Source organism: Microbacterium sp. Se63.02b, from assembly GCF_014171575.1.
Lineage (GTDB): Bacteria > Actinomycetota > Actinomycetes > Actinomycetales > Microbacteriaceae > Microbacterium.
Genome location: NZ_CP050453.1, coordinates 2,495,869 through 2,520,487, shown reverse-complemented (window position 1 = coordinate 2,520,487; position 24,619 = coordinate 2,495,869). Strand labels below are relative to the sequence as shown.

Sequence of the window (24,619 nt, the reverse complement as noted above, 5' to 3'; positions counted from 1 at the left end):
CTAACCCGCTGCCCGCTTGGTTCTAGGACCCTCCACGCGCGTGCAGAGAGACGAGGACGTCTGATGCAGCTCACTCACCTCCGGATTTCCGGCTTCCAGTCGTTCGGTCCGACGCCGACCACGATCGTACTGCGAGATGTCACCTACGTGCTTGGCCCGAACGGCGCCGGCAAGACGGCGGTGCTCGAGGCGCTGTCGCGACTGTTTAGCCCGCTACCTACGCAGCGCAAGATCCGACACTCCGACTTCCACATCGCCGCCGGTCGCACCGCTGCTGAGGTGCACGCAGATGGGCCCGAGCTCTGGATCGAAGTCGACATCGAGGTCCCGGAATCGGGCGAGGACGGCGACCATCCGACTGTCCCGCCGAACTTCGCGCACATGCGCATCGCAACTGAAGACGGAGTACCTCGGATCCGCGTCCGACTTACCGCCACGATCGCTCCGGACAATGTCATCGAGGAGAAGCTCCAGTACATCCTCGAAGCTGACATCGATGGGGCGCCTTCGCAGCGCGCTGATATGTCCCGATTTGATCGCGCCAACATCGAAGTGCACTACCTGCCTGCGCGCCGCGATCCCGCTGAGCACATCGCCTACACCACCGCTTCGCTCGTCGGACGGGCGCTGCGCGCTGCCGACTGGGCAGCGGAGCGCACCACGCTCGACACGCTGTCGAAGGATCTCACCGACTCGCTTGCAGGGAACGCAGCGGTCAAAAGCATCGGCGTGCAGCTTGCGGGGGAATGGTCTGGGCTTCACTCCGGCGCCTTCTTCACCGACCCTTCAATCGCGTTCGGCAGTGGCGACCTGGAGAGTGTGCTGCGTCAGCTGACGGTCTCGTTCGCGCCGTCTCCGGCCGGTTCGTCGCTGCCGTTCGATCGGCTCAGCGATGGCCAGAAGTCCTTGCTCTACATTTCGCTCGTGCTCGCCTGGCAGTCGCTCGCGCGGGAGGTGCTGAACGGCACGGAGACTGCCTTCGATCAGCACCGACTCCGACCGCCGGTGCACACCATCATCGCGCTGGAGGAACCAGAGAACAGCCTTGCTCCGCAATACCTCGGTCGCATCGTCCGGCAGCTCCGCAAGGCTGCGGAGCATGGAGACTCGCAGGCCCTGATTGCAACCCACTCACCTGCCCTGCTGCGCCGCGTCAATCCCGAGGCCATCTGTTTCCTCCGTCTTGACGGTGATCGTCAGTCTCAGGTGCGTCGGATCGTCCTACCGGCCAAGAACGACGAAACGGCGAAGTACGTTCGCGAGGCGGTATTGGCGTTCCCGGAGCTCTACTTCTCGCGCTTGGTCGTTCTCGGTGAGGGCGATAGCGAGCAAATCGTGCTACCGCGCGTACTCGCTGCGGCTGGCGTTGCGGAAGATGACGCGTCAGTCTCCGTTGTCCCGCTGGGTGGGCGCCACGTCAATCACTTCTGGCGCCTATTGAACGAACTGGAGATCCCGCACGTCACCCTGCTTGATCTGGATTCCGGCCGGTACCAAGGAGGCTGGGGCCGCGTGAGCAACGCGCTTAAGCAGTACAACAAACTCAACCCCGGTAACTTCACGGACGCCCAGATTGACGGGCTTTCGAAGTGGGACGACGTCGTCGATTTCCCCGTCTACAACGACGTGAGCTTCACGGACGGTCACGGCCCGATCTATGCGCTGGAGCAGAAGGGCGCCTACTTCTCGCACCCGGTAGACCTCGACCTGATGATGCTCGAGGCCTTCCCCGACGCATACGGGGCGGAGTCGGTTGGAACGCCCGACGAGAAGACAGTCGCCGCTGTGCTCGGCAAGTCTCACGCGAACGAGGACCACCTGCCCGAGGATGCCTTCGAGCTCTTCGATGACTACCACCGCTTGTTCGATCTCAAGAGCAAGCCCGCGTCGCACCTCAAGGCGATGGCGGCGCTGACTAACGAGGCACTCCTGGCGGAACTACCCGAAGTCTTGCAACGCTTGGTCGCGGACGTGCAGGCCAAACTCGAGGCGCTTCCCGAGTGATTCAGCCAGAGGACTGGACACCGGTCGGCGGGCTGGAGCTCGAGCCGAACGCTCTGAAAGCAGTTCGCGACACCAACGCGAACGTCGTCGTGACCGCTGGCCCTGGCGCAGGCAAGACAGAGCTTCTCGCCCAGCGCGCCGACTTCCTCTTTCGCACGGGAGCGAGCCCGTACCCGAAGCGCATCCTGGCAATCTCATTCAAGGTCGACGCCGCCCGCAACCTGCAGTCCCGCGTTCGCCTACGCTCCGGGTCTCAGTACGCCGCCCGCTTCGACAGCTTCACCTTCCACGCATTTGCCAAACGCCTCATCGACAACTACCGTCCGGCCCTCACAGGCCAGAACGCGCTGAACCCGGACTACCGGATCGATGCCCGCACACGCATCCAGAACCAACAGATCACCTTCGATGACCTCGTGCCCCTCGCGCTAGAGATCCTCGAGAAGAACGACTACGCACGCGGCGCGTTGCGGCAGACGTACAGCCACGTCTTCATGGATGAGTTTCAGGATGCAACGACGGCGCAGTACGCCTTCTTGAAAGAGGCCTTCGCAGGCACCGGCGTGCACCTCATCGGTGTCGGTGACACCAAGCAGCGCATCATGGGCTTCGCGGATGCACTCGAAGGTGTCATGGCGACCTTCGCCGAAGACTTCGATGCGACTGATCTGCAGCTCTATCAGAACTTCCGATCCAAGCCTCGGCTGCGCCGGATGCAGAACCGCATGATCTTGGAGATGGACCCGTCCGCCGCGAGCCCGGACGAAGACCTCGAAGGCGAAGAAGGCATCCTGAAAGTGCTCCGCTTCGACACCGACGAGGAAGAAGCAGCTGCGGTCACTGAGATGATCGGCGAGTGGCTCGACGAAGGAGTGCCGACCCGGGAGATCACGGTGCTGGCTCGGCAACAGCCGCACCTCATCACGAGCGTCTTGGGGGAGCGTCTCACCGCTGCTGGCATCCCGTACCGCAACGAGCAGCAGTCCCAGGATCTGACCGCCGAGCCCGCTGCCGCCCTCATCTTCAACTTCCTTCGGGTCGTTACGGATGACGGCCGTCCCGAGGCGTACTCGGAATTGGTGCGCGTGGTGACGCGCGGCGGAATCGAAGAAGCTGACGGCGTCCTGGACAGCAAGCTCCGAACGATCCTGCGTGGAGCACGGCAGACCGTGCGCGCTACCGGGTTTGGCGCGTCGGACTACGCCTCGTGGAAGCCGCTCATCAACTCGTTCCTCAAGTTCGTAACGCGTCCGGCGCTCAATGCGCTGTCGCCTTCGTATCAGCAGGGCTCGCGGCTCAATGACGTGATCAAGGAAGCCGCCGGTGCGTTCAAGCGCGAGCTGGCGGTCGACGGTGAGCCGGTCGCCGCGCTCGACCGGCTGTCGGAAGAAGATGCCGTCCGGATCCTGACGGTGCACAAATGCAAGGGCATGGAGTTCGAGAAGGTCATCGTTTTCGGCGTTGAGCCCCAGTTCTTCTGGGGCAAAAAGGACGCCGACGTAAAGGCCGAGTTCTTCGTGGCTATCTCGCGGGCGAAGGATGAGCTCGTCCTGACAACAGCGCGCCACCGAACGAAGCCGGACGGCGCGAACGCCTACTGGCGCGAGGATTCGCCGCCACATGAGGAGCTCCTTGGGTACGCAGATGAATCCTGAGCTGTCATCCCGCACCAGCCCGTTTGATCCGGGAATGCCGCGGGGAACTCACCGTCATTGATCTCGAGGAGCTCAAGTGCCCCTCGATCGCCCCCGGTCGATATCGAGCGGACACTCTCAGTCTGTGCTTCGGGCGATGCCGCCGTTTCACGCACTTCAATAGGGCTTCGCCGTGACCCGCAAGCTGGCCTCGGCTGTCAGCTCCTGAAAAACCCCAGGCTGCAGGCTCATCCTCCAGAGGAGCAGGAGACCTGAGCTCGACTCGCCTGTCCGACACGCGTCTTCGTGAAAGTCGGTGGTGACTGAGAGAATCGAGGCATGACTGACCACGCCCTGCCGGAGACCGAGTCCGTGCGCGAAGAAGCCGGACTACACCTGCATTGGCAGGGGCGTCGATCGTACAAGTCGCTCATCCCGGTGCCTCGCGTCCTTGAGCGTGACGATGAACTCTCGTTCCAGTCGGACCGCGGCAGCAACCTCGTGATCGAGGGGGACAACCTGCAAGTGATGGTCTCCCTGCGAACGCAGTACGCGGAGTCCGTGGACGTGATCTACATCGATCCGCCATACAACCGCGGCGGCAATGACTTCCGGTACAGCGACGCTCGATTCCAAGACCCAGACGCAGACGGAAGCGATTCGGAGTATGTCTCGAACGTTGATGGCGGGCGACACACCAAGTGGCTGAACTACATGGCTCCCCGCCTGGTCGCAATGAAGTCACTCATGGCGGAAAACGGCGTGATCTTCGTGTCGATCAACGACATCGAGCTCGGCCGCTTACTCATGCTCATGGATGAAATCTTCGATGAGAAGAACCGTATCGGCGTGATCACCTGGCGCGGCTCGGCCGACAACAATCCTTCGCGAATCCAGATCGAGCATGAGTACGTCATCTGCTATGCCAAGAACGTAACTCAGGTCGCCAAAGCCTGGACCACACCGGCCGACGAGATGAAAGAGACGCTGCTTGAGCAGTTCGAAGAGCTCCTCCAGAGCGAGCCTGACACTGCCAAACGCGCGAAGGCGTGGGGTTCTCTCGTTCGAGCCAACGGGCGAGATTCTCTTGGGCGACTCGCCCGCTACACGCACCTCGACGAAGCCGGCCCGTACCAGGTTGCGTATCGCGTGCATAACCCGAAAAAGGGTGGCTACCAGTACGGGGTCACCAAGAAGGGGGTCGTCGACAGTGTGAAGGCACGAGGTACCTATCGTGTGCCGGCAAATGGCTACCGCTTCCCGGCGCAGACCATGCAGCGTTACATAGACGAGGGGCGTATCGTCTTCCCGCGCCGGCTTGAGCAAATCGTCCAGATGAAGGACTACCTGAAAGACTTCCGAGGCACGCTCCGAAGCGTCATCGACCTTGATGCGCGTGCAGGAAGCTACCGACTCAAGCAGCTCTTCGGTGAGGACTTCGATGGATTTCGATACGCGAAACCGGTCGAACTGATTGAGCTTCTCGTAGGTGCTGCCGGTTCAAAGGATGCTCTGGTCCTGGATGCCTTCGCTGGCAGCGGTACGACCGGCGATGCCGTCATGAGTCTCAACGACAAAGACGGCGGTCGCCGCCGGTTCGTCATGATTGAGGAAGGTAGCGAGGAAGACCCGTACGCGAGAACCCTTGTAGCGCGTCGTCTTCGGTCCGCCATCGAAACGGACGGCTTCGATGCAGGATTCACATTCCTGACAACTGGTGCTCAGCTCGATCGCGAAGCCATCCTGACACTTGAAAAAGACAAGATAACGGCCGTGATCTGTCAGACCGACAGATCTGGTACGCGTTCCGGCATCCGCCAGATCGACGGTAGGAAATGGGTCATCGGGGCGAATCAGCGGGGCGAGGCTCTCGCCCTTGTTTGGCGCGGCGCCACTAACAGCCAGGTCAACGCTGACGTCATCAACGAGGCGCTCTCGGAGACGAAGGCGCTTGGGCTCAAGACTCCGATCCGCATCTACGGCACGACATGCAACATCAGCGAGACGAAGTCCTTCGTTTTTTGCCAGATTCCGGATGAGATTCTGGCCGCATTGCAGATCGAGGACGCGATTCCTGAAGACATCGAAGCCGAGCTGGAGGCGAGCAACGCGTGAGTAACACGATGCGCCTGTTTGAGTTTCAGGAGAACGCTGCGAATCAGATTGTCGAGGCTGCGGCGGACTGGGTTCAGTACTACGCCGAAGATGGACCACTCTACTTTGGTAAGACCCCGATTCCCTTTATTGGGCATCTGAAAGCAGTCACCGGCGCGGGAAAGACGCCGATCCTCGCCAAAATTGTTGCTGATCTCGGCCCAAGCATCGTGCTCTGGACTTCAAAGTCGAGTGCCGTCGCAGATCAGACCTACCGCAACCTCAACGGCAAATATGCTCATCTGCTTCCGGCCGGAACTAGGATTGTTCGCGAGCGACCCAGCAAATCGGAATGGGAAGAACTCCTCGAGGCGACGACGGGCCTGACGATTTGGGTTACGACGGTGGGCTCTTGGAATGAGGTCGAGTACGCAGCCTCCGAAGGTAGCGAGACTGCACGACTCAACATGCACCGCCCCCACACCGACTGGGGCGGTGATCGATCGCCATGGGATCAGCTGCGCACCGAACCGCAGCGGCCGCTCTGGATTGTCTACGATGAGAGCCACAATCAAACCTCGACTCAGCTCGAGCAGCTGATCGGACTGCGACCTGTGGGCTTTCTGCTTGCGTCCGCAACACCTCCGAGTGGCGGACAGTTCGATCGATTCGCCGAGGTCGTTGACGGGGACGACCGTGCTCGGGAAATCGCCGACCGCGCGCGCTACCACGTGAGTACACGCGATGTGGTTGAGAACGAGCTACTCAAGCACACGATCATGGTCGAGAACTTCGATTCGGACCCCGATCAGCTGCTCGACTCCACGGTGGCGCTGCACAAGGAACTTACTCAGGCCGCCACAGCTGAAGGCGCAAGCATCACGCCGAAGGCGCTATACATAGTCGAGCGCTCTAACCCGACCAAAGACGAGATCATCTCCCGCCCGGTTGCTATCTGGGAACACCTGCGCGCCAGAGGCGTTCCGGCCGAAGAGATCGCAATCTATACGCAGACGAAGGTCGTCCCAGACGATGCTGTCCGCGTCTCATCCTTGGCAGAGCTCCAGCCTCACCACACGCACATCATCTGTAATCGCGCGCTGCAGGAAGGCTGGGACGATCCGGAAGCGTACATCGAGTACTTCGACGACGAGTCCAACTCCTATATCCGTATCGCGCAGGTCATCGGTCGTGCACTGCGCCAGCCTGGGGCGCGTCATTACGAGGACGACCGACTCAACACCTCGACACTATTTGTCCGCGTGCCGAACCGTACCTTCGAAGGCATTGTTGACGGGTTGAAGGCCGAGCTTGCGCTCTATGCCATCGATGAGACGAATCCAGGCGCAAACCCGTCCATCCGCATTAAGACACGCAAGCAACCGTTGCCTGATGTGCCTCTGAAGACGGACCTGCCGGTCGCCCTTTCGTTGCCGCAGTATGTGCTGGGCGAAGCGGAGCTCGAGGACGAAAAGAAGAAGATCCAAGCAATGTCGCGCCAGCCGTTCGCAGATGAAGATCTCCTCGCGAGAGGGCGAAAGAGCATTCAGAAGATCTCCTTGCGCGGTGAGGACGATTCCACACGCTATGAACAGATCGCTGCGAGCATGCGTCGCAAGAACGGCGAGTACCTCCGGCGCCGAGTTCAGCTTCGCGCTCGCCACTGCGCTCACCTGCTCGAGCCCGAGCTCTTCACTGGTCTCGCATTCGATCAGTGGGCCTGTTCCGGGTCCGCAGCGCAGTCTCTGCTATCTGACCGTGCGGACGCGATCGCAGAGGCGTTCGAGAACGCAGTGGAGCTCGTAATCAACCAGATCCATGGCGAAGAAACCTGGACGCCTGCGGCACACACGCCCAGCGTCGACAAGTACCACTCGTTCGAGAACGCAATCCACTCGCGATACGCCCAGAACCAATTCAACACCGAGGAACTTGAGTTCGCGAAGGCTCTGGACTCCCTCGGACGGGGTGTGTGGATGCGGAACCCGACACGCGGCGACGGATACGGGGTGCTACTTCCCGTCAAGGTTGGAAGCTCCAACACCTTTTACCCAGATTTCCTGTGGTGGGTTGACGGTGAGTGCTTCGCAATCGATCCGACCGGTAAGCACATTCTCGAAGAGAAGGTTCGTGGAAAGCTGCTGACGATTGACCGGCCAAAAATCGCCCTGCTCACCCGAGGCAGGGTGAGCACGGACTTCCACTCTCTTTCGGACACTGACGGATACACGCTGGTGCGCCCTAGAAAAAACCGTGGTGCGGCGCCGGAGTATTTTTCATCAATTTCGGACGCACTACTGCGGCTTGCTCCCGAGCCCACTCTTGAAACCAGCTAAAACCGAGAGTGGGGAATGGCAATGAGCTCATCAAGCTCGAAGACGCGACGAGCTGCGCGGTCAGCGAAGGTGACAGCTCGTAGCGCCCAGAGCTCCGGCATCGTCAAGTGCTACATCGAGCGGTTCGAGAATGCCGCTGGCGCGCCCGACCTCCGCCTTCGCGAGAAGTCGACCCAACGGCTCGTGAGGGTTCTGACGAGAAACGAGATGTTCAGGTCATTCGCGCCATTGTCAAACCTGCTGCGAGACTGTTACGAGCATGGAGGCGGCCTCGTGGAGTCGCGGAGTCGTGCGGAGCACATCGCCATCTCCGCGCCGATCGTGACGCAAAATGCTCGGGAGATCGCTGTGGCGTTCGAGCGCTTATCGGTGCATGTCGACATCGTAACCGCGAACATCGCATCTCCTCCGACGTCCGTGTGGGCCTACATCGAGGAGTACACCGCCGAGGAAGGTGGCCTCGGACTGCGTCTTCGGGAGAAGATCACCGGCCGGAAAATCGAGATGTACGGCAAGAACCAGGACTATTTGCTCACATTCCTTAGCAGCCCGCACTTCACTGGTGCCCAAACACACATGGCGAACCTCTACCAGAAGGATGGCTTCGACGACTACGTCCTTGTCTCCGGAGGCACAGCCACAGATTCGTACGACGTGGTGCTGTATACGGATGGCGTCGAACTCACCTACTTGCTTGGCCCAACTCCTGATACCGCATACCGGGACGCGTTCCGGGCGCTGACGGAGGAGTCAGCGCCCAAGGCGCACGGGCGTACTGCGCAGATGCACTTCGATATGGGCCGGTACCGCGAGGCCATACTCTCCGCGCGACTCGCTGTCGAGACGGCTTGTGGTGGACGGGGGGCCGATGTGAAGCGCCGACTCGCCGATGCTCCCGCGGACGTCAAGGCCGCTGGTGATGCCCTTTACGGGAAGCGCCACGTCGCCGTTCACGAGGGCGACACGCGAGTCGAGCAGCCCGACGCGATACAGGCGATCCGTGCGATGCGCCGCGTGATGGACTACCTGGCTGACTACAGTTTCTGAGCCCTCAGCCCGGTGCGGCCACGTCCAGTTGCACGCACCGCACAACGTTGCTTCGATATGTGTGTTGGGCGCACCTTATAGAGAAGGCATAGGTGCTTCGAGCGCTTCCATAAACCTCTGACCAAATCGTCGACGATTATCAAGAGCCGGGACCTGGCCGGGACCTGATGCATGCAAACCATGCCATCCATGACGTGAAATGACGCCGTTTGAGGAGCAGGGACGTCCGGAAAATCAAGGATTCGGGTTGAACCGTCTACCTGGGGGTCAAGGGGTCGCAGGTTCAAATCCTGTCAGCCCGACCAAAAAGTCCCGGAAACTCTCGAGTTTCCGGGACTTTCTCGTCGCCTGGAATCGCCAAGGCAGCACACTCTCTCGGCTCAGCCCGGCCCGTCGCTCGTCGCCGCGAGGAGCGACGTGATGATGTCGCCGATCGGTGTCGGGATGCCGTGGGCGCGGCCGAGGCGGGAGATGACGCCGTTGCGCACGTCCCACTCCAGCGGGCGCCCCGCCTCGCGGTCGGTGAGGATCGATGTGCTCAGGTCGGCCGGGAAGGACCGGAAGCGCGCGAGGATCTCCTCGGGGACCTCGTCGCCGAGCTGCGCTCCCTCGGCGCGGGCGACGAGCACGCTCTCGCGCAGATAGGCGCGGGTCAGCTCGGCGACATCATCGCGGGCGAACATGCCGGAGCGTCGCCCGGTGAGCGCCATCAGGCCGGCGGCGGCGTTCTGGAGGAGCTTGCGCCAGGCGACCGAGAGGAAGTCGGAGGAGAGGTCGACGGCGCACCGTGTACCGCGCAGCACCTCGATGATCCGCTCGCTGTCACGGCCCGCGGGCAGGGTGAGTCTCGCCTCCCGCGCAGGCGCACCGATCCGTCGGCGTGCGCCTGTGCAGGGAACCAGACCACGGACGGGAGGATCGACGTCTCCCGCCGCACATGGGGGAGACCATGGCGGTCTGCTCGACGCCGTTCTGGAGGACGCACACCACGGTGTCCGGCCCGCAGAGCGCCGCCATCCAGGGGGCTGCGCCGTCGATCTGGGTGGCCTTGACCGCGAGGAACACGACATCCGCGGGGTGCGACACCTGATCCGGGTCCGTCCGCACCGGCCCCGGCACGGTGATGCGGTCGTCGCCGGCGAGGAGCTCGAGCTCCGGGCGCGGCGTGCGTCCGTACAGGAGAGGCGTGCGCCCGGCCTCATGCAGGGCGGCGGCGATCGTCGTGCCGATCGCGCCTGGTCCGATCACGGCGATCTCCGGTGCCGCGGCATCGACGGGGGCGAAGGGAGTCTCACGGTCGGTCACGCGCAACACCGTACCGTGCCCCGGTGACGCGGAGACGCGGTGCCGCGGTTCCCCGGTGGCGCAGGTCCGCGGGTCAGGCCAGCACGACGACGTGCTTTCCCGGCTGCCGGCGGGACTCGAGGGCGCGGTGCGCCTCGGCCACGGCGTCGAGACCTCGATGGACTCCGGCGACCACGACGTGCAGGGTGCCTGCCTCGATGGCCCCCAGGTACCGGGCCAGCGCTTCGGCGGGGAGGTCGTCGGCCGCGCCGGCGTAGCTGGTGAGGTGCACACCCGTGGGGATCGTGAACGGGTCGAAGTCGGGGATGGTCCAGGCGCCGTTCAGCGCGCCGACGAAGCAGACCGTGCCGCCAGGACGGATCGACGACAACGTGGCGGGGAGGGCCGTCGCACCGACGAACTCGAGGGCCCCGTCGAGACCGTCGGGCGCGATGTCGCGGAGCGCGCTCTGCAGTGTGTCGTCGTCGATGAGGGCGTGGTCTGCCCCCACCTTCGCGAGAAGGTCTGTGCTGTCGGGATTCCGCGTGGTCGCGATGACCGTGGCGCCGAGTTCGTGCGCGATCGCGACGGCGGTCAGACCCACCGTCGAGGTGCCGCCGTGGATGAGGACGGTCTGGCCTGCTCTCAGCCCCAGTCCGGTGGTGAGCGAGCCGTGTGCGGTCTGCAGCATCTCGGGCAGAGCGCCGACGACACCCCAGTCCAGCTCGGTGTCGAACGGGATCACGTTCGCCGCGTCGACCACCGTGTACTCCGCATAGCTTCCGTCGATGCGTCGGCCGAGGCCGCCCATCATGGTGGCGACCTTCTGGCCGGGGGTGAGTTCGACGCCGTCGCCGACCGCATCGACGACACCGACCGCTTCGATGCCCAGGATCCGCGGGAACGAGAAGTCGGGACCGGATTCGCCTCGACGGCTCGTGACCTCGGACTCGTTCACTCCGAACGCCCGCACGCCGACGCGCACCCATCCCGGGCGCACGTCGGGGACGGGAACCTCGCTGACGACGAGGCCGTCGATGTCGACAGGACCGGTGAGCCGGATGGCGCGCATGGTTTCAGGCATCGTTCTTCTCCTTCTCGTGGAACGGGTGACCGGGGGCGGCCAGCGCCAGGAGCGCGGCGTAGGACGGGCGCACCGTGGCTTCGTCGAGCGTGCCGTCCACGTGCGCCAGCCGGTGACTCCACCAGCCCCAGAGCAGGGCGTTGATCGCGAGCGCGGTGCGGGTCGGGACGACGCGGTCGAGCATCACGATGGCATCGTCTTCGACCGCTTGGAGGACGTCGGCGATCTTGGGGTTCCGTGCGCCGTAGTGACGGATCTCCTCGTAGAGACGGATGTCGTCGAGGGACGGGCTCGTCGCTCCGATCGTCGCATCGACCAGCGCATCGACGACATCAGCGCGTGTGCGCGCCTGACGGAGCGGTTCCGCGTAACGAGGCTCGAGGTCGCTGCGCGTCGTGTCGAGTGCGCTCACGATGAGGCCCTCGAGTGTGGGGAAGTAATAGGTCATCGACCCCAGCGGCACTCCGGCGCGCGCGGCGATTCCTCGGTACGAGGCTGCCGCGATGCCGTCGTCTCTGATCACGGCGAGCGTGGCGTCGAGGATCCGGTCGCGGCGGCCGGGGTCGTTCGGTCTCCCTCGACGCATGTCCTTCTCCTTTGTCCGACCCAGTGCGTACACTGGTACACAACTTAGTGCGTACACCGGTACGTACCTGATCTCAGGGTAGTCCAGGAGGAGGGACAGCGCATGGAGGGCGAAGAACTGCAGGAGCAGGCCAGGGCACGTGTGCAGGAGCTGCCGGGCGCGGAGCTGGAGCACCCGTTCGGACCCGACTGGGAGGTGTACAAGGTCCGGGGCAAGGTCTTCCTGATGCTCACCGACCTCGGTGACGAGTCGATCCTGATCCTGAAGGCCGACCCGGAAGACAGCAAGGCTCTTCGGGAGCAGTACGACGACATCACGCCCGGCTACCACATGAACAAGAAGCACTGGATCACGGTGCGCCCCGGCGGCGACCTGCCGAAGCCCCTCCTCGACGACCTGGTCACCGACTCGTATCTGCTCGTCGTCGAGAACCTGCCGCGGGCGCAGCGTCCGGTCGATCCCGCCGTCTTCGGCAGGAGTGTCCGATGACGCATCACGATCTCGACCTGATCGAAGACCTCGTGCACGGCTCCTACGCGCTCGCCGACGACCGGACGGCGAAGGGGAAGCCCTGATGGACGATCGACAGCCCTCCCTCTTCGAGCCGGACGACGCCTCGCGCCCGCTGGCCGATCGGCTGCGCCCGCACTCTTTGAGCGACGTCGTCGGTCAGGGGCATCTGCTCTCCGCCGATGCACCGATCGGGCGGATGGTCGACGCGCAGCGGCTCGTGTCGATGGTGCTGTGGGGACCGCCGGGGTGTGGGAAGACGACGATCGCGCGGCTCCTCGCCGCACAGACCGAGCTCGCCTTCGAACCGCTGTCCGCGACGTTCTCCGGGGTGGCCGATCTCCGCAAGGTCTTCCAGGCGGCGAAGCAGCGACGGGAGATCGGCCAGGGGACTCTGCTGTTCGTCGACGAGATCCACCGTTTCAACCGCGCGCAGCAGGACTCGTTCCTGCCCTACGTCGAAGACGGCACCATCGTCCTCGTGGGTGCGACGACGGAGAACCCCAGCTTCGAGCTCAACGGCGCCCTCCTGTCGCGGTGCCAGGTCTTCGTGCTGAGACGCCTCGACGAGACGGCCTTGGAGACTCTCATCGGCCGCGCCGAAGACCTCATCGGCGCCCCGCTCCCGCTCGACGACGACGACGCCAGACGGTCGCTCATCGCGATGGCCGACGGCGACGGTCGATACCTGCTCAACATGATCGAGCAGATCCAGCACCTCCCCGCGCCGGTCGACACGACGGCCCTCGCCGCGGCCGTGCAGAGACGCGCGCCGCTGTACGACAAGTCGCAGGAGGGCCACTACAACCTCATCTCCGCGCTCCACAAATCGATGCGCGGCTCCGATCCGGACGCCGCCCTGTACTGGTTGGCCAGGATGCTCGCCGGCGGCGAGGATCCGCTGTTCATCGCGCGGCGCATCACCCGCTTCGCGAACGAAGACATCGGCATGGCCGATCCGCAGGCGATCCAGCAGGCGCTCGCCGCGTGGGACGTGTATGAGCGGCTCGGATCCCCCGAAGGTGAGCTCGCCATCGCCCAGGCCGTGCTCTACCTCTCCACGGCGCCGAAGTCGATCGGCGTGTATCGCGGTTTCAGCAGGGCCTCGGCTGCAGCGAAACGCACCGGTTCCCTGACGCCGCCGGCGCATATCCTCAACGCCCCCACCCGGCTGATGAAGAACCTCGGCTACGGCAAGGGCTACCGATACGACCCCGACACCGAAACCGGCTTCTCCGGTGCGGACTACTTTCCCGACGACATGGACCGGGAGACGTTCTACGAGCCGACCGACGCCGGTTACGAACGCGCCATCGGCGAGCGCCTGCGCCACTGGGCACGCCTCCGCGCCGAGATCTCCGACGGCACGGACGACTCCCCGCGCCCACCCACCCCTGACCTTCCCGACGAGGACTCACTCATGACCGACATCCCCTCCACTCTCAGCGACGAACACCCGGTGCGCTCCTGGCTGGGCATCCCGTTCGCCACCGCCGCACGCTTCCGCAGCCCCTCCCTGCTGCCCTTCGACCCTGACCTGCCATACGACCGGAAAGGGCCCGCCCCGTTGCAGGCGGGGGACACGAGCTGGCTCGAAGCCGATGCCGGATTCAGCGAGGACTGCCTGAATCTCAATGTCTGGGCACCGGAGGATGCGGGAGCGGAACCCCTTCCGGTCGTCGTCTACATCTTCGGCGGCGGATGGATGCTCGGCGCCAACACGCAGACCACCTCGAACGCATCGGGGCTCGCCGCGACCGGACGCGCGATCGGCGTCTCCGTCAACTATCGTCTGGGCGCGTTCGGCGCGCTTTCCTCTCGCAGTACGGCGGCGCCCTCGCGGAGGCCACGAACCTCGGGTTGCAGGACGTCATCGCTGCCCTTCGATGGGTGCAGGCGAACATCGCCCGCTTCGGAGGAGACCCCGCCCGCGTCACCGTGACCGGTCACAGCGCCGGGGCGTTCTCCGCTCTCAGCCTGCTGGCCGCGCCCTCTGCCGACGGGCTCTACCACCGCATCGCGGCGTTCTCCGGCATGCCGTCCCGCCAGGTGCCCGCGTGGGGTGCCGAGGAACGCGCCATCGCGGTCCTCACGGCGCTCGGGATCCAGGACGCCCCCGAGCAGCTTCTGACCATCGACGCCCACGTGCTCGCGGAGACGATGAGCAGGACCCAGTCGGCGGATCCCGGGGCCGCCCACGGCGTCGACAACGACGTCATCGCCATCGTCGACGACCGGAACCAGCCGGGCGGCATCCTCGACGACCATCCCCTGCGCGTGCTCGAATCAGGACGGCACCGCGACGTCGACATCCTGTTCAGCAGCACCACGCACGAGACCGACTGGTGGGTGCTGCACCGGACCGAGGACTTCGACCCGGGGACGATCGAGAACCTGGTCGAGGAGTTCGCGACCAGGAACCGCATTCCGCGAAGTCGGGCGCGCGCGATCGTCACGGCATACGACATCGAGGGGCGCACGCCCGTCGAGGTCCGCGGCGCTCTGCTCACCGACTACTCCTTCACGCTGCCGCAGACGCGGGGCGCACTCGCCCATGCCGCGGCGGGAGGTCGGGCGCACCTGCTCTCGGTCGGTTCCGTCGACGGCGCACACGCGGTGCACGGCACGGAGATGTACGGCATCGTCGGGCAGAAGCGTTCCGGCGCCTCGGCCGAGCAGGTGACCCGCGACACGGTCGTCCGCGACGCTCCTCGCTCTCGCCTCGGGAGACTCGGCGGCGCTGTGGGAGCCGGTGTCCGCGGTCCCCACGGTGCGAGGCATCGGCGACATGCCCGCCGACCCCACGGTGCACGCGCGGCAGGTGCTCGAGACGTTCCGGGGATCGAGCGGCCGTAGCTAGCGGACGGTGTCGAGGTCGCCCTCGACCCGCACCGCCGGTCGCCTCCAGGCGACGGTCGTCAAGGCCGCACCGAGCACCGCGATGCCGACCAGGAGCAGCGCCACGGCGGGGGAGTCCGATCGCGGCTCCGAGTATCCCCGCGAGGGGATAGGCGACCAGGAAACAGGCGTGCGAGAGCGAGAACTGGGCGGCGAACACGGCTGACCGGTTCTGCTCCGTGCTGTTGCGACGCAGCAGGCGGGCGGACGGTGTGAGGATCGTGGAGGTCGCCGCCCCGAGCAGCAGCCACGACACCAGCAGTGCGGCCCACTGCGCCGTGCCCTGCATCCAGGCGATCACCCCAGCGGCGGCCGCGAGGAGGATCGGGAGAGCGATCCCCCGGCGAGCATGAGCACACGGTCGGACACCGCGTCGAGAAGCCGCGGGACGCCGAGCGCGACGAGCATCGAGCCGCCTCCGTACGCGCCGAGGAGCAGGGCGACATCGGTCTGCAGGCGGCCGAGGTCGCCCTGAACCAGTACGACGCTGTTCACGATCACCATCGCCGTGGTCGTGGCGACGACGAGGTTCAGGCCCAGGAGCCCGCGCAGCTCCGGCGTCGACCAGTAGGCCAGCGCTCCGCGGGTGAGGCGGTCGACGAAATGCGCCGCCGGGGAGCCTCGATGTGCGGGAACCGGGAGGAGACCACGAGGGCGGCCGAGGCGATGAACCCGATCACGGTGCCGACGAACAGGGTGTGGAAGCTGCTCGCCGTGAGCAAGGCGGCAGCGAGCAGCGGGCTCAGGAGCGACTCGAGATCGTAGGCGAGGCGGGACAGCGACAGGGCGCGGGTGTATTCGCGTTCGTCGGGCAGCACGGAGGGGATCACGGCCTGGAACGTGGGGGTGAACGTCGCCGAGGCCGATTGGAGCACGAAGATCAGGATGAAGATCTGCCAGGCATCGGTGACGAACGGGAGCGAGACGGCGACGCCCGCGCGGACGAGGTCGGCGCCGATGAGCACGGGCTTGCGCGGCAGTCGTGCGACGAGGGCGGTGGTGACAGGCGAGACCGCGACGTAGGCGACCATCTTGATCGTCATGGCGACTCCCAGCACGACGCCGGCATCACCGCCCGCGATGTCGAAGGCGAGGAGGCCGAGGGCGACGGTCAGCAGCCCCGTACCGAGGAGAGCGACGATCTGCGCGCTGAACAGCTTCGCGTAGGTCGGGTTGCGGAGGACGGCGAACATCGAGCACCTCGCTCGTGGGGGAAGGGGAGAGGAGGAGGTCAGTGATGCGGCGCGGCGTGGTGAGGCGGCGTCTGCCCGTTCGCGACGGCGTGTTGGGCCTGCTTGATCGCCTCGACGACGAGGGCGACCGCGTGCTCGTCGGTGAGACGGTACAGCACACTCGTGCCCTCGTGCCGGGTGGTCACCATGCGCACCATGCGCATCCGCGCGAGGTGCTGCGACACCCCGGACGGCTTCTTCCCGACGATCTCCGCGAGCGTGTTCACAGGGAGTTCGTCGGCCTGTCGAAGCGCGAGCACGATCTTGATGCGCGTGGGGTCCGCGAGGATCCCGAGAACCTCAGCCGCGAGGTCCACGTACTCCGACGCCGGATCCATCCCGCAAACCTTATTACCTGCATCCATACGCAGATACTAACATTGAGCGGGGCCTGCAGCGTCCCGCGGGGCGAGCAGCGTCGTCGCCCGATGCTCAGCGGAGGATCACGAGCTCGCGCGTCGTCCTCGTCATCGCCACGTACCGATCGACCGCGCCGGTCACGTCGTCGCCGAACTGCTCCGGTCTCACGAGCGCGACCAGATCGAACTCGAGCCCCTTGGCGCCTTCCGGTGTGAGCGACCGCACGCGTGCCGTCCCTACGTAGGCCGGGTCGCCGATTACACACGCCACGCCTTCGGGGTGCGCGTCGAGCCAGTCGTCGACGACCGTGGAGAGGGATGCCGCGTCACCGAGGCGCACGGGAACCCCGCTCTCGCGCACCGAGGTCGGCACGTTCGCGTCGGGGATCGCCGCGAGCACGGCAGGCGCGGCGACCTCCATCACCTCCGACGGGGTGCGATAGTTCACGCCGAGGTGGGCGATCCGGATGTCGCGGATGCCGAGCCGTGCGAGCCTCGCCTCCCAGCTCTCGGTGAACCCGTGTCTGGCCTGTGCGCGGTCGCCCACGATCGTGAAGCTGCGGGAGGAGCAGCGGGCGAGGAGCATCCGCCACTGCGCGTCGGAGAGCTCCTGGGCCTCGTCCACGACGATGTGCCCGAACGGCCCCGCGAGCTCATCGGGGGTGAGGGCGGGCGGGGCGTCGACGCCGAGCAGCACGTTCCTGGCGTCCTGACCGCGGAGGATCGACATCACCTTCATCTCGCTGTCGTCGTCTTCGATCAGATGATCCACGACGTGCGCCATCTGCTCCTGCGCCGCAGCGATCACGGCCTCGCGGCGATGCCGGGCGCGCACGGAATCCGGATCGCCGATCCGGCGGTAGGCAGCGTCCAGCAGCGGCAGGTCGGAGTCGGTCCACGGCGCCGCGACGTCGCGCTGCAGGAGGGCGATGTCGTCCGGCCCCAATTCGGGCGCGCACCGCTGCAGAAGCTCGGGCGAGCTCCACAGCCGCGCCACCGCCCACGTCGGGGAGAGCAGCGGCCACGCCCGGACGAAGGTTCCGGTGAGCTCCTCGTCCTGGCGCAGCCACCGCCGGACGACGTGGGGCGGCACCTCCTCGTCGTCCACCTGATCGACCAGCAGCTCCAGGATCTCCTCCCAGACCTCGTCGCGAGCCTCGTCATGCGACGCCGCGGGGTCGGCGCGGGAGAAGAGCTCGGCCCACTCCTCACGGCTCATCCAGAGGTCGGCCCACGGCGATTCCAGGCGCATCGCGTGCTGCGGAGGCCGCTCGAACTGCTTCGCGACCGCATCGAGCACCGCGGTGGGATCGAGAGTCTCCTTCAGACGTGCGACCCGAGGATCCGGCTCCGCTGTGGCGGTGGCGCCCTCGGGGACGAGATCGCGGAGGGTGCACAGGCGCACGGTGTCCTCGCCGAGGCTCGGCAACACGTCCTCGACGTACGAGAGGTAGTGCGCGTTGGGCCCGACCAGCAGCATCCCGCCGGCGCTCCGCGTGAGGCGCGGCTCGGCGCGTACAGCAGGTGGGCCGCACGGTGAAGAGCGACGACGGTCTTCCCCGTGCCCGGACCTCCGTCCACCACGAGCGCACCGGGGAGGGCGTGCGGATGATCGCATCCTGGTCGGCCTGGATCGTCGCGAGCACGTCGCGCATCCTCGAGGTGCGGTGCGATCCGAGGCTCGCGATGAACGCGGACTGGTCGTCGAGGGAGGCGGCCCCGTCGAACCCCGCCGCCGTGAGGGCCTCGTCCCAGTAGTCGCTGATACGCCCGGATGTCCAGCGGTAGCGTCGTCGCGAGACGATTCCGCGCGGGTCCTCCATCGTGGCGGCGAAGTACGGTTCGGCCGCGGGTGCGCGCCAATCCACGAGGAGCCGGGTGCCGTCGGCGGCGGCCAGCCCGACGCGGCCGATGTAGACGGCCTCACCGTCCACCCTCGTCATCCTGCCGAGACAGATGTCGATCCCGAAACGCTCCAGCACCCGGAGGCGGCTGCTCAGGCGACGGATCCGGAGGTCGCGGTCCACGGCGGCGTCTCCGAACGTCGCCTCCTGGTGCCGCGCCTCGACCAGGCTCCGGGTGACGTCGGCGCGCTGCGCCGCCAGCGCATCGGCGATCTGCGCGAGATGTGTGCGGTCGGGGTCGAGGAGCTCGGGTGCGGCTTTCGCGCTCAGGTTCTCGGGCAGACGGAAGGGGTCGATGGGCATTGCTCTCCTTCGCACGCGTGCGCGGATGGCACGAGCGAGGGTCGATTCTGCCCCAGGAAGGGGGCCTTGCGGCAAGCCCCCATGGCGGCGATATCCTGGAAATGGAAGGACGCGGGGACCACGCTGACGGCACTCGAGCAACCGGCCCTCCCCGCGGAACGGACCATGACGCATCGCATCGGCTATCTCATCGGAAGTCTCGCGCACGATTCGATCAACCGCATCCTGGCGACAGCACTCGTGCGGCTGGCGCCTTCGAGCCTGGAGCTCGTCGAGATCCCGATCCGCGATCTCCCGCTCTACAACCGCGACGACGAGCTGGAGCCGGTGGCGGCGGTCACGGACTTCAAGCGCGCGATCGAGCAGTCCGAGGGTCTGCTCCTCGTGTCGCCCGAGTACAACCGTTCCATCCCCGGCGCGTTGAAGAACGCCATCGACTGGGGATCCCGACCGTGGGGGCACAACTCCTTCGCCCGCAAGCCCACCGGGATCATCGGGGCCTCGACCGGCGCCATCGGCACCGCCGTGATGCAGTCGTCCATGCGCAGCGTGCTGAGTTTCCTCAACGCCCCGCAGCTCAATGCGCCGGAGGCGTACATCACGTTCGATCCCGACGTGTTCGGCGACGACGGCGAGGTGAAGGATGACGGCACCGAGAAGTTCCTCCGGCACTACATGAGCGAATACGCCGCATTCGTCGAGCGGGTGCTGTCTCTCACCGCGCCCGGTCACGTGGGCGATCAGGACTGACGTCCGCGCCGCCTCCGTCGTCGCCGCTGCGCACGGACACGCCTGAGATCGCCCCGCTCCGCGGAGTCGGCCGGCTGAGCGTCGCGGGAGGTACGCCCTCCCGATGGCCCGCCCCAGACGGTGCCGTCGAGAGGGCTCACCGTCCTACCCGGACGGTCGGGGAGGCGGCGAAGATCTCGCTGCTCTCACGGCTGAGCCCCAGTCCTCAGCCTCGTAGCCCCCGCTACGGAGAGCAGAATATCGCTTAATCGGCTTGTCCGCCATTTGGGGGACAAAGAAATTTGCGAATGTCACTCCCGCGCAGGCCCTGTTGCCTTCCAGGAGCAGGTGCCTAGGGTGTATTCATGGACAGATTGCTCGTCTTCACCGCACAGGTCGCCATCGCTCACGGCCACCGGGTCGAGGTGACGGAGCAGGTCGATCCCCTCACGGAAGAGCCGGTGGTGCTCACCCTCGTCGACCTCGACACCGGCATCCGGTACCGCCGCAAGGAAGAGCCGGGAGGCGAGGTCTCGCGCTGGATCGGACGTGTCCTGGAGTGCACGATCACGCTCGGCGGATCGGGTGCCCGTACCGCGCTGCTCGTCGATCCGATCGGGCCGGGAGCCACCGGGGCCAAGGTCGCCCTGCGCGGGGCCGATGCGGCAGCGGATGCGGCCAAGGCCGAGGCCGACCGATGGGGAGGGGCGGATCGCCCCGCGCCGGTGGAGCATGAGCGCTTCTGGTGAGACCGTCGCCGCCTATCGGAAGTCCCTCGAGCGATGCGTGAGACCGGTGCGGAGATCCTCGAAACCATCCGCGAGGATGTTCACCACCCCCTCCGCCGACCGCTCCAGGATGCCGCGGATGATGAGCGCCGGTGACTCCCGGGCGACGCGGCGATAGCGGTTCCAGACCCCGGCCGAGCAGATGATGTTCACCAGCCCGCTCTCGTCCTCGAGGTTCACGAAGGTGATGCCGGCAGCCGTCGCCGGCCGCTGACGGTGGGTGACGAGACCGGCGACCTCGATCCGACGGCCCACCTCATGACGCTGCAGGTCAGCGGCGGTCAGCACCCCGCGTGCACGCAGCGCCTCACGGAAGTGCGCCATCGGATGGTCGTCCGTCGACACCCCGGTCGCCCAGAGATCGGCGGAGAGGCGCTCGTAGCTGGTCTGATCGGCGAACAGGGGAGGCTGCACGGCGACCGTGGTCCCCGGAAGGAAGCGCGACCGGTCATCCGCCGCCGCGCCGGCGAGCCAGATCGCCTCCCGCCGCTCCAACCCCAGGCAGTCGAAGGCTCCGGCCGTGGCGAGGGCCTCCAGCTGCGCGGCGGTGGCATCCGTCCGGCGCACCAGGTCGTTCAGGTCCCGGTACGGGCCGTTCGCGTCGCGCTCGGCGACGATCTTCTCCGCCATCGGCACACCGATCCCGCGGATGCCGCTGAGTCCCAGTCGCACCGCAGAACGACCGTCCCTCCGATGGGTCGCCGACTCGTCCGTGGCCCCTCTGTCGAAGCGGAGTGTGGGGGGCTGAGGATCGTCGAGGCAGTCCTCCCGCCCCGTCGGTCCGTTCGTCGCCGTGTCGTCGAGCGGCTCCAGGGTCTCCATCGCCCCTGAGGCGTGCAGGTCAGGTCGTCTGACCTCCACGCCATGCCGACGCGCATCGGCGGTGAGCGTCGACGCGGAGTAGAAGCCCATCGGCTGCGAGCGCAGCAGCCCGGCGAGGAAGGCCGCGGGATAGTGCAGCTTCACCCAGGAGCTGGCGTAGACGAGCAGGGCGAACGACAACGAATGCGACTCCGCGAATCCGAAGTTCGAGAACGCCTGGATCTGCGCGTAGATGCGGTCGGCGGCGTCACCGATGAGCCCGCGTCGCTTCATCCCGGCGTACAGCTTGTCCCTCACCTTCTCGATCTTCTCCAGGCCGCGCTTGGACCCCATGGCGCGCCGCAGCAGATCGGCCTCGTCCGCCGTGCAGTCGCCGATGGCCGTCGCCATCTGGATCAGCTGCTCCTGGAAGATCGGGATGCCCAGCGTGCGCTTCAGGATCGGTTCCAGATCGCTGTGCGGATAGGGGATGGGGAACTCCACCGGTTCCTCGCCGCGCCGCGCCCGCTCCCTGTTCTCCTCATCGATACGGTCCTTGGCCATCTTGCGTCGGACGAACGGGTGCACCGCTCCGCCCTGGATGGGCCCCGGACGGATGAGGGCGATCTGGATGGCGAGGTCGTAGAACGCCCGTGGTTGCAGTCGGGGGAGCAGGCCGATCTGCGCACGGGACTCCACCTGGAAGACTCCGATCGAGTCCGCACGACAGAGCATGTCGTACACCGCGGGCTCCTCTTTGGGGATGGTCTCGAGTCGCCACTCCTCGCCCGTGTTCTCCCAAATCAGGTCGAAGCAGTGCTGGAGGGCGGCGAGCATCCCGAGGCCCAGCAGATCGAACTTCACCAGCCCCATGAAGGCGGAGTCGTCCTTGTCCCACTGGATGACGGTGCGGTCCTCCATGCGGGCGTGCTCCACCGGCACGACTTCGCCGACCGGGCGCGCGGTGAGGACCATGCCCCCGGAGTGGATGCCGAGATGGCGGGGTGCCTTCAGCAGTTCGCCCGCATAGGCGAGCACGTTCTCCGGGATGTCATGCCCCTCGACGGGCTCCAGCCCCGTTCCCCAGCCGTCGACCTGCCGCGACCAGGCGTCCTGTTGTCCTGGGGAGTGCCCGAGCGCCCTCGCCATGTCGCGCACCGCGTTCTTCGGGCGGTACTGGATGACGTTCGCCACCTGGGCCGCCCGCTCCCTGCCGTACTCCCGGTAGACCCACTGGATGATCTCCTCGCGGCGGTCGGAGTCGAAGTCCACGTCGATGTCCGGCTCCTCCGTGCGGGTCGTCGCCAGGAACCGCTCGAACGGGAGACGGTAGAGGATCGGGTCCACCGCGGTGATCCCCAGCAGATAGCAGACCGCGCTCGCCGCGGCCGAGCCTCTGCCCTGGCAGAGGATGCCGCGTCTGCGCGCCTCGGCCACGATGCCGTGCACGATCAGGAAGTATCCCGGGAAGTCCTTCTCCTCGATCACGTCCAGCTCGCGTTCGATCCTCCGGTGACCGTCGTCGTCCAGTCTCGGGTACTTCGACGGCACGGCCTCCCAGACCAGGTACCGCAACCAGCTCATCGGCGTATGTCCCTCCGGCACCTTCTGCTGGGGGAGTGCCGGTCGGGCGAGTCGCAACGGGAACGCGGATGCCTCCGCCAGCTCGAGTCCGTGGGAGATCGCGCCGGGGTACCGCGCGAAGCGCCTCGACATCTCGGCTCCACTGCGCAGGTGCGCGCCTCCGTGCGCGGGCAGCCAGCCGTCGAGCTCGTCCATGCTGCGTACCGCGCGGACTGCGGCGACCGCCTCGGCGAGGGGGCTTGCGCCGGGGTCGCGTAGTGCACGTTGTTGGTCGCCACCACCGGCAGCCGCACCCGGCGGGCGAGTTCGGCGAGGGCGTCGTTGCGACGGGTGTCCTGCGGGTCTCCGTGGTCGAAGAGCTCGACGGCGACGTGCGCGCTGCCGAAGAGGTCGATCAGGGACCGCAGCGGGGTGAGACCGTCGCCGGCCTCGAGCCCGCGCCGCACCGCGCCCTTGCGGCATCCGGTGAGTATCGTCCAGTGGCCGCCGGCGCGCGCGGCGAGGTCATCGAGGTCGTAGACGGGACGCCCCTTCACCACCGCGCAGCTGTGCCGCGGTGATCGCGCCCGAGAGCCGGTGGTAACCCTCCATCCCGCGGGCGAGGACGAGCAGGTGCTCGCCGGCAGGATCCGCGTGCCCGCGCTGAGGCGCCGGCAGCTCCAGCGACAGCTCGGCTCCGAAGACCGTCTGCAGGGGGCTCTCCATGAGGTCGGCCAGTTCCGCGAAGCGTGCGGCGCCGTAGAAGCCGTCGTGGTCGGTGAGGGCGAGCGCGGTCAGTCCGAGGCGGTCGGCCTCGGCGAGGAGGTCCTCGGGAGAGGAGGCGCCGTCGAGGAAGGAGTACGACGAATGGGCGTGCAGCTCGGCATAGGGAACCGCCTCCTCCGGCCGTGCCACGGCGGGGGAGTGCGTGAGCGACGACGGCTCACGGGTCCAGGATCCGTCCGCTGACCCCGCGGTTCGGCTCCCGGCGGTACGGGAGGCGACTCCTCGCCGCTGAGGGTGCGCTCCAGGTCGTTCCAGGACAGGGGCGGGTTGTGCCAGCCCATCAGCGATACCTCCCCTCGGCCCACCAGCGTTCTCCGGTGTGGAAGACCAGCCAGGCACGGTCGCGGTCGTCGACGATCTGCAGTCGGTGTCCGCGCTTCCCCCGCCCGGTGCCCAGCGGCGCTCGTGCACGGGCCAGGGCCCGGCCCACGCCTGCACGACCGCTCCCTCGATGCGGACAGGGTCGTCCGAGAGCATCCCGCGGTCGTCGACGCCGACCGTGGTCTCGTTCGCGGCGAGCAGGCCGATGGGGCGCGGAGGCAGGAACACCTCGGCGGGCAGCGGATCGGGAAGGCTCCCCGGCCAAGGGGACTCCGGGTCGCGCGGGGGCACCGCGCGCTCGCCCCAGGGGTGAGCACCTGACGATCGGCGAGCCAACGGCCGCCGGACACCGCGGC

Annotated in this window: 18 protein-coding genes and 2 pseudogenes; 10 read left to right on the top strand and 10 right to left on the bottom strand. The window is 66.4% G+C overall.

Annotation, left to right across the window (positions count from 1 at the left end):
• Positions 1 to 63 precede the first annotated feature (63 nt).
• The 5 genes from G4G29_RS12365 to G4G29_RS12345 all read left to right on the top strand — a co-directional run bounded on the left by G4G29_RS12365 (position 64) and on the right by G4G29_RS12345 (position 9,115).
• Positions 64 to 2,004: an AAA family ATPase gene (locus G4G29_RS12365; protein ID WP_183150329.1), complete on the top strand. Its 1,941-nt coding sequence runs from the start codon at positions 64 to 66 to the stop codon at positions 2,002 to 2,004.
• The gene (locus tag G4G29_RS12360) at positions 2,001 to 3,659 is read left to right on the top strand and encodes an ATP-dependent helicase (RefSeq protein ID WP_183150328.1); all 1,659 of its coding nucleotides are present in this window, start codon (positions 2,001 to 2,003) and stop codon (positions 3,657 to 3,659) included. Before G4G29_RS12365 ends, G4G29_RS12360 begins: the two co-directional genes overlap by 4 nt.
• A 318-nt stretch (positions 3,660 to 3,977) precedes the next feature.
• Complete coding sequence (locus tag G4G29_RS12355) at positions 3,978 to 5,753, top strand: site-specific DNA-methyltransferase (protein WP_183150327.1); 1,776 nt, start codon at positions 3,978 to 3,980, stop codon at positions 5,751 to 5,753.
• Complete coding sequence (locus tag G4G29_RS12350) at positions 5,750 to 8,068, top strand: hypothetical protein (RefSeq protein ID WP_183150326.1); 2,319 nt, start codon at positions 5,750 to 5,752, stop codon at positions 8,066 to 8,068. Before G4G29_RS12355 ends, G4G29_RS12350 begins: the two co-directional genes overlap by 4 nt.
• Before the next feature lie 15 nt (positions 8,069 to 8,083).
• On the top strand, positions 8,084 to 9,115 hold the full coding sequence (locus tag G4G29_RS12345; RefSeq protein ID WP_183150325.1) for a hypothetical protein: 1,032 nt from the start codon (positions 8,084 to 8,086) through the stop codon (positions 9,113 to 9,115).
• Positions 9,116 to 9,495: 380 nt separating this feature from the next.
• Here the strand turns inward: G4G29_RS12345 and G4G29_RS22165 are convergent, their stop codons facing one another.
• The 4 genes from G4G29_RS22165 to G4G29_RS12330 form a co-directional block, all read right to left on the bottom strand.
• Positions 9,496 to 9,918: a ketopantoate reductase C-terminal domain-containing protein gene (locus tag G4G29_RS22165; RefSeq protein WP_244631984.1), complete on the bottom strand. Its 423-nt coding sequence runs from the start codon at positions 9,916 to 9,918 to the stop codon at positions 9,496 to 9,498.
• Between the two features lie 19 nt (positions 9,919 to 9,937).
• On the bottom strand, positions 9,938 to 10,420 hold the full coding sequence (locus tag G4G29_RS22160; RefSeq protein ID WP_244631982.1) for a 2-dehydropantoate 2-reductase N-terminal domain-containing protein: 483 nt from the start codon (positions 10,418 to 10,420) through the stop codon (positions 9,938 to 9,940).
• Positions 10,421 to 10,493: 73 nt separating this feature from the next.
• Complete coding sequence (locus G4G29_RS12335) at positions 10,494 to 11,483, bottom strand: zinc-binding dehydrogenase (protein ID WP_202045241.1); 990 nt, start codon at positions 11,481 to 11,483, stop codon at positions 10,494 to 10,496.
• A complete protein-coding gene (locus tag G4G29_RS12330) occupies positions 11,476 to 12,069 on the bottom strand; it encodes a TetR family transcriptional regulator (RefSeq protein ID WP_183150324.1) in 594 nt (197 codons plus the stop codon). Before G4G29_RS12330 ends, G4G29_RS12335 begins: the two co-directional genes overlap by 8 nt.
• 102 nt (positions 12,070 to 12,171) lie before the next feature.
• Here G4G29_RS12330 and G4G29_RS12325 point away from each other — a divergent pair, with 102 nt between their 5' ends.
• From G4G29_RS12325 to G4G29_RS12315, 3 genes and pseudogenes are all read left to right on the top strand, one after another.
• Complete coding sequence (locus G4G29_RS12325; RefSeq protein ID WP_183150323.1) at positions 12,172 to 12,558, top strand: MmcQ/YjbR family DNA-binding protein; 387 nt, start codon at positions 12,172 to 12,174, stop codon at positions 12,556 to 12,558.
• A gap of 85 nt (positions 12,559 to 12,643) precedes the next feature.
• Positions 12,644 to 14,401: pseudogene (locus G4G29_RS12320) on the top strand (carboxylesterase family protein); the annotation flags it as partial.
• Entirely contained in the window at positions 14,320 to 15,435 is a 1,116-nt protein-coding gene (locus G4G29_RS12315) for a carboxylesterase family protein (protein WP_345941179.1), read from the top strand. The pseudogene G4G29_RS12320 and the gene G4G29_RS12315, both read left to right, overlap by 82 nt.
• A gap of 339 nt (positions 15,436 to 15,774) precedes the next feature.
• Here the strand turns inward: G4G29_RS12315 and G4G29_RS22155 are convergent, their stop codons facing one another.
• The 5 genes from G4G29_RS22155 to G4G29_RS24050 all read right to left on the bottom strand — a co-directional run bounded on the left by G4G29_RS22155 (position 15,775) and on the right by G4G29_RS24050 (position 19,275).
• A complete protein-coding gene (locus tag G4G29_RS22155) occupies positions 15,775 to 15,981 on the bottom strand; it encodes a hypothetical protein (RefSeq protein WP_244631980.1) in 207 nt (68 codons plus the stop codon).
• A 26-nt stretch (positions 15,982 to 16,007) separates the two neighbouring features.
• On the bottom strand, positions 16,008 to 16,670 hold the full coding sequence (locus G4G29_RS22150; protein WP_244631978.1) for an MFS transporter: 663 nt from the start codon (positions 16,668 to 16,670) through the stop codon (positions 16,008 to 16,010).
• A 38-nt stretch (positions 16,671 to 16,708) separates the two neighbouring features.
• Complete coding sequence (locus G4G29_RS12305; protein WP_183150322.1) at positions 16,709 to 17,047, bottom strand: metalloregulator ArsR/SmtB family transcription factor; 339 nt, start codon at positions 17,045 to 17,047, stop codon at positions 16,709 to 16,711.
• Positions 17,048 to 17,141: 94 nt separating this feature from the next.
• Entirely contained in the window at positions 17,142 to 18,368 is a 1,227-nt protein-coding gene (locus G4G29_RS24055) for a hypothetical protein (protein WP_345941068.1), read from the bottom strand.
• Positions 18,277 to 19,275 (bottom strand): hypothetical protein, encoded by a 999-nt coding sequence (locus G4G29_RS24050; RefSeq protein ID WP_345941067.1) that lies wholly within the window; start codon positions 19,273 to 19,275, stop codon positions 18,277 to 18,279. The genes G4G29_RS24055 and G4G29_RS24050 overlap by 92 nt, the downstream gene beginning before the upstream one ends.
• 165 nt (positions 19,276 to 19,440) lie before the next feature.
• On the opposite strand from G4G29_RS24050, the gene G4G29_RS12295 reads away from it, so the two are divergent.
• Positions 19,441 to 20,025, top strand: a complete 585-nt coding sequence (locus G4G29_RS12295) for an NADPH-dependent FMN reductase (RefSeq protein WP_183150321.1) — start codon at positions 19,441 to 19,443, stop codon at positions 20,023 to 20,025.
• 344 nt (positions 20,026 to 20,369) lie between these two features.
• A complete protein-coding gene (locus G4G29_RS12290) occupies positions 20,370 to 20,753 on the top strand; it encodes a hypothetical protein (RefSeq protein WP_183150320.1) in 384 nt (127 codons plus the stop codon).
• Between the two features lie 12 nt (positions 20,754 to 20,765).
• Here G4G29_RS12290 and G4G29_RS12285 read toward each other — a convergent pair.
• A pseudogene (locus tag G4G29_RS12285) lies at positions 20,766 to 24,223 on the bottom strand (error-prone DNA polymerase).
• Positions 24,224 to 24,619: the final 396 nt, after the last annotated feature.

Excerpts from the sequence above, each read along its gene's own strand:
- G4G29_RS12365 (WP_183150329.1), top strand. The coding sequence starts at position 64 with ATGCAGCTCACTCACCTCCGGATTTCCGGCTTCCAGTCGTTCGGTCCG.
- G4G29_RS12355 (WP_183150327.1), top strand. The coding sequence starts at position 3,978 with ATGACTGACCACGCCCTGCCGGAGACCGAGTCCGTGCGCGAAGAAGCC.
- G4G29_RS12345 (WP_183150325.1), top strand. The coding sequence starts at position 8,084 with ATGGCAATGAGCTCATCAAGCTCGAAGACGCGACGAGCTGCGCGGTCA.
- G4G29_RS12335 (WP_202045241.1), bottom strand. The coding sequence starts at position 11,483 with ATGCCTGAAACCATGCGCGCCATCCGGCTCACCGGTCCTGTCGACATC.
- G4G29_RS12330 (WP_183150324.1), bottom strand. The coding sequence starts at position 12,069 with ATGCGTCGAGGGAGACCGAACGACCCCGGCCGCCGCGACCGGATCCTC.
- G4G29_RS12325 (WP_183150323.1), top strand. The coding sequence starts at position 12,172 with ATGGAGGGCGAAGAACTGCAGGAGCAGGCCAGGGCACGTGTGCAGGAG.
- G4G29_RS22155 (WP_244631980.1), bottom strand. The coding sequence starts at position 15,981 with ATGGTGATCGTGAACAGCGTCGTACTGGTTCAGGGCGACCTCGGCCGC.
- G4G29_RS22150 (WP_244631978.1), bottom strand. The coding sequence starts at position 16,670 with ATGTTCGCCGTCCTCCGCAACCCGACCTACGCGAAGCTGTTCAGCGCG.
- G4G29_RS12305 (WP_183150322.1), bottom strand. The coding sequence starts at position 17,047 with ATGGATCCGGCGTCGGAGTACGTGGACCTCGCGGCTGAGGTTCTCGGG.
- G4G29_RS24050 (WP_345941067.1), bottom strand. The coding sequence starts at position 19,275 with ATGCCCATCGACCCCTTCCGTCTGCCCGAGAACCTGAGCGCGAAAGCC.
- G4G29_RS12295 (WP_183150321.1), top strand. The coding sequence starts at position 19,441 with ATGACGCATCGCATCGGCTATCTCATCGGAAGTCTCGCGCACGATTCG.
- G4G29_RS12290 (WP_183150320.1), top strand. The coding sequence starts at position 20,370 with ATGGACAGATTGCTCGTCTTCACCGCACAGGTCGCCATCGCTCACGGC.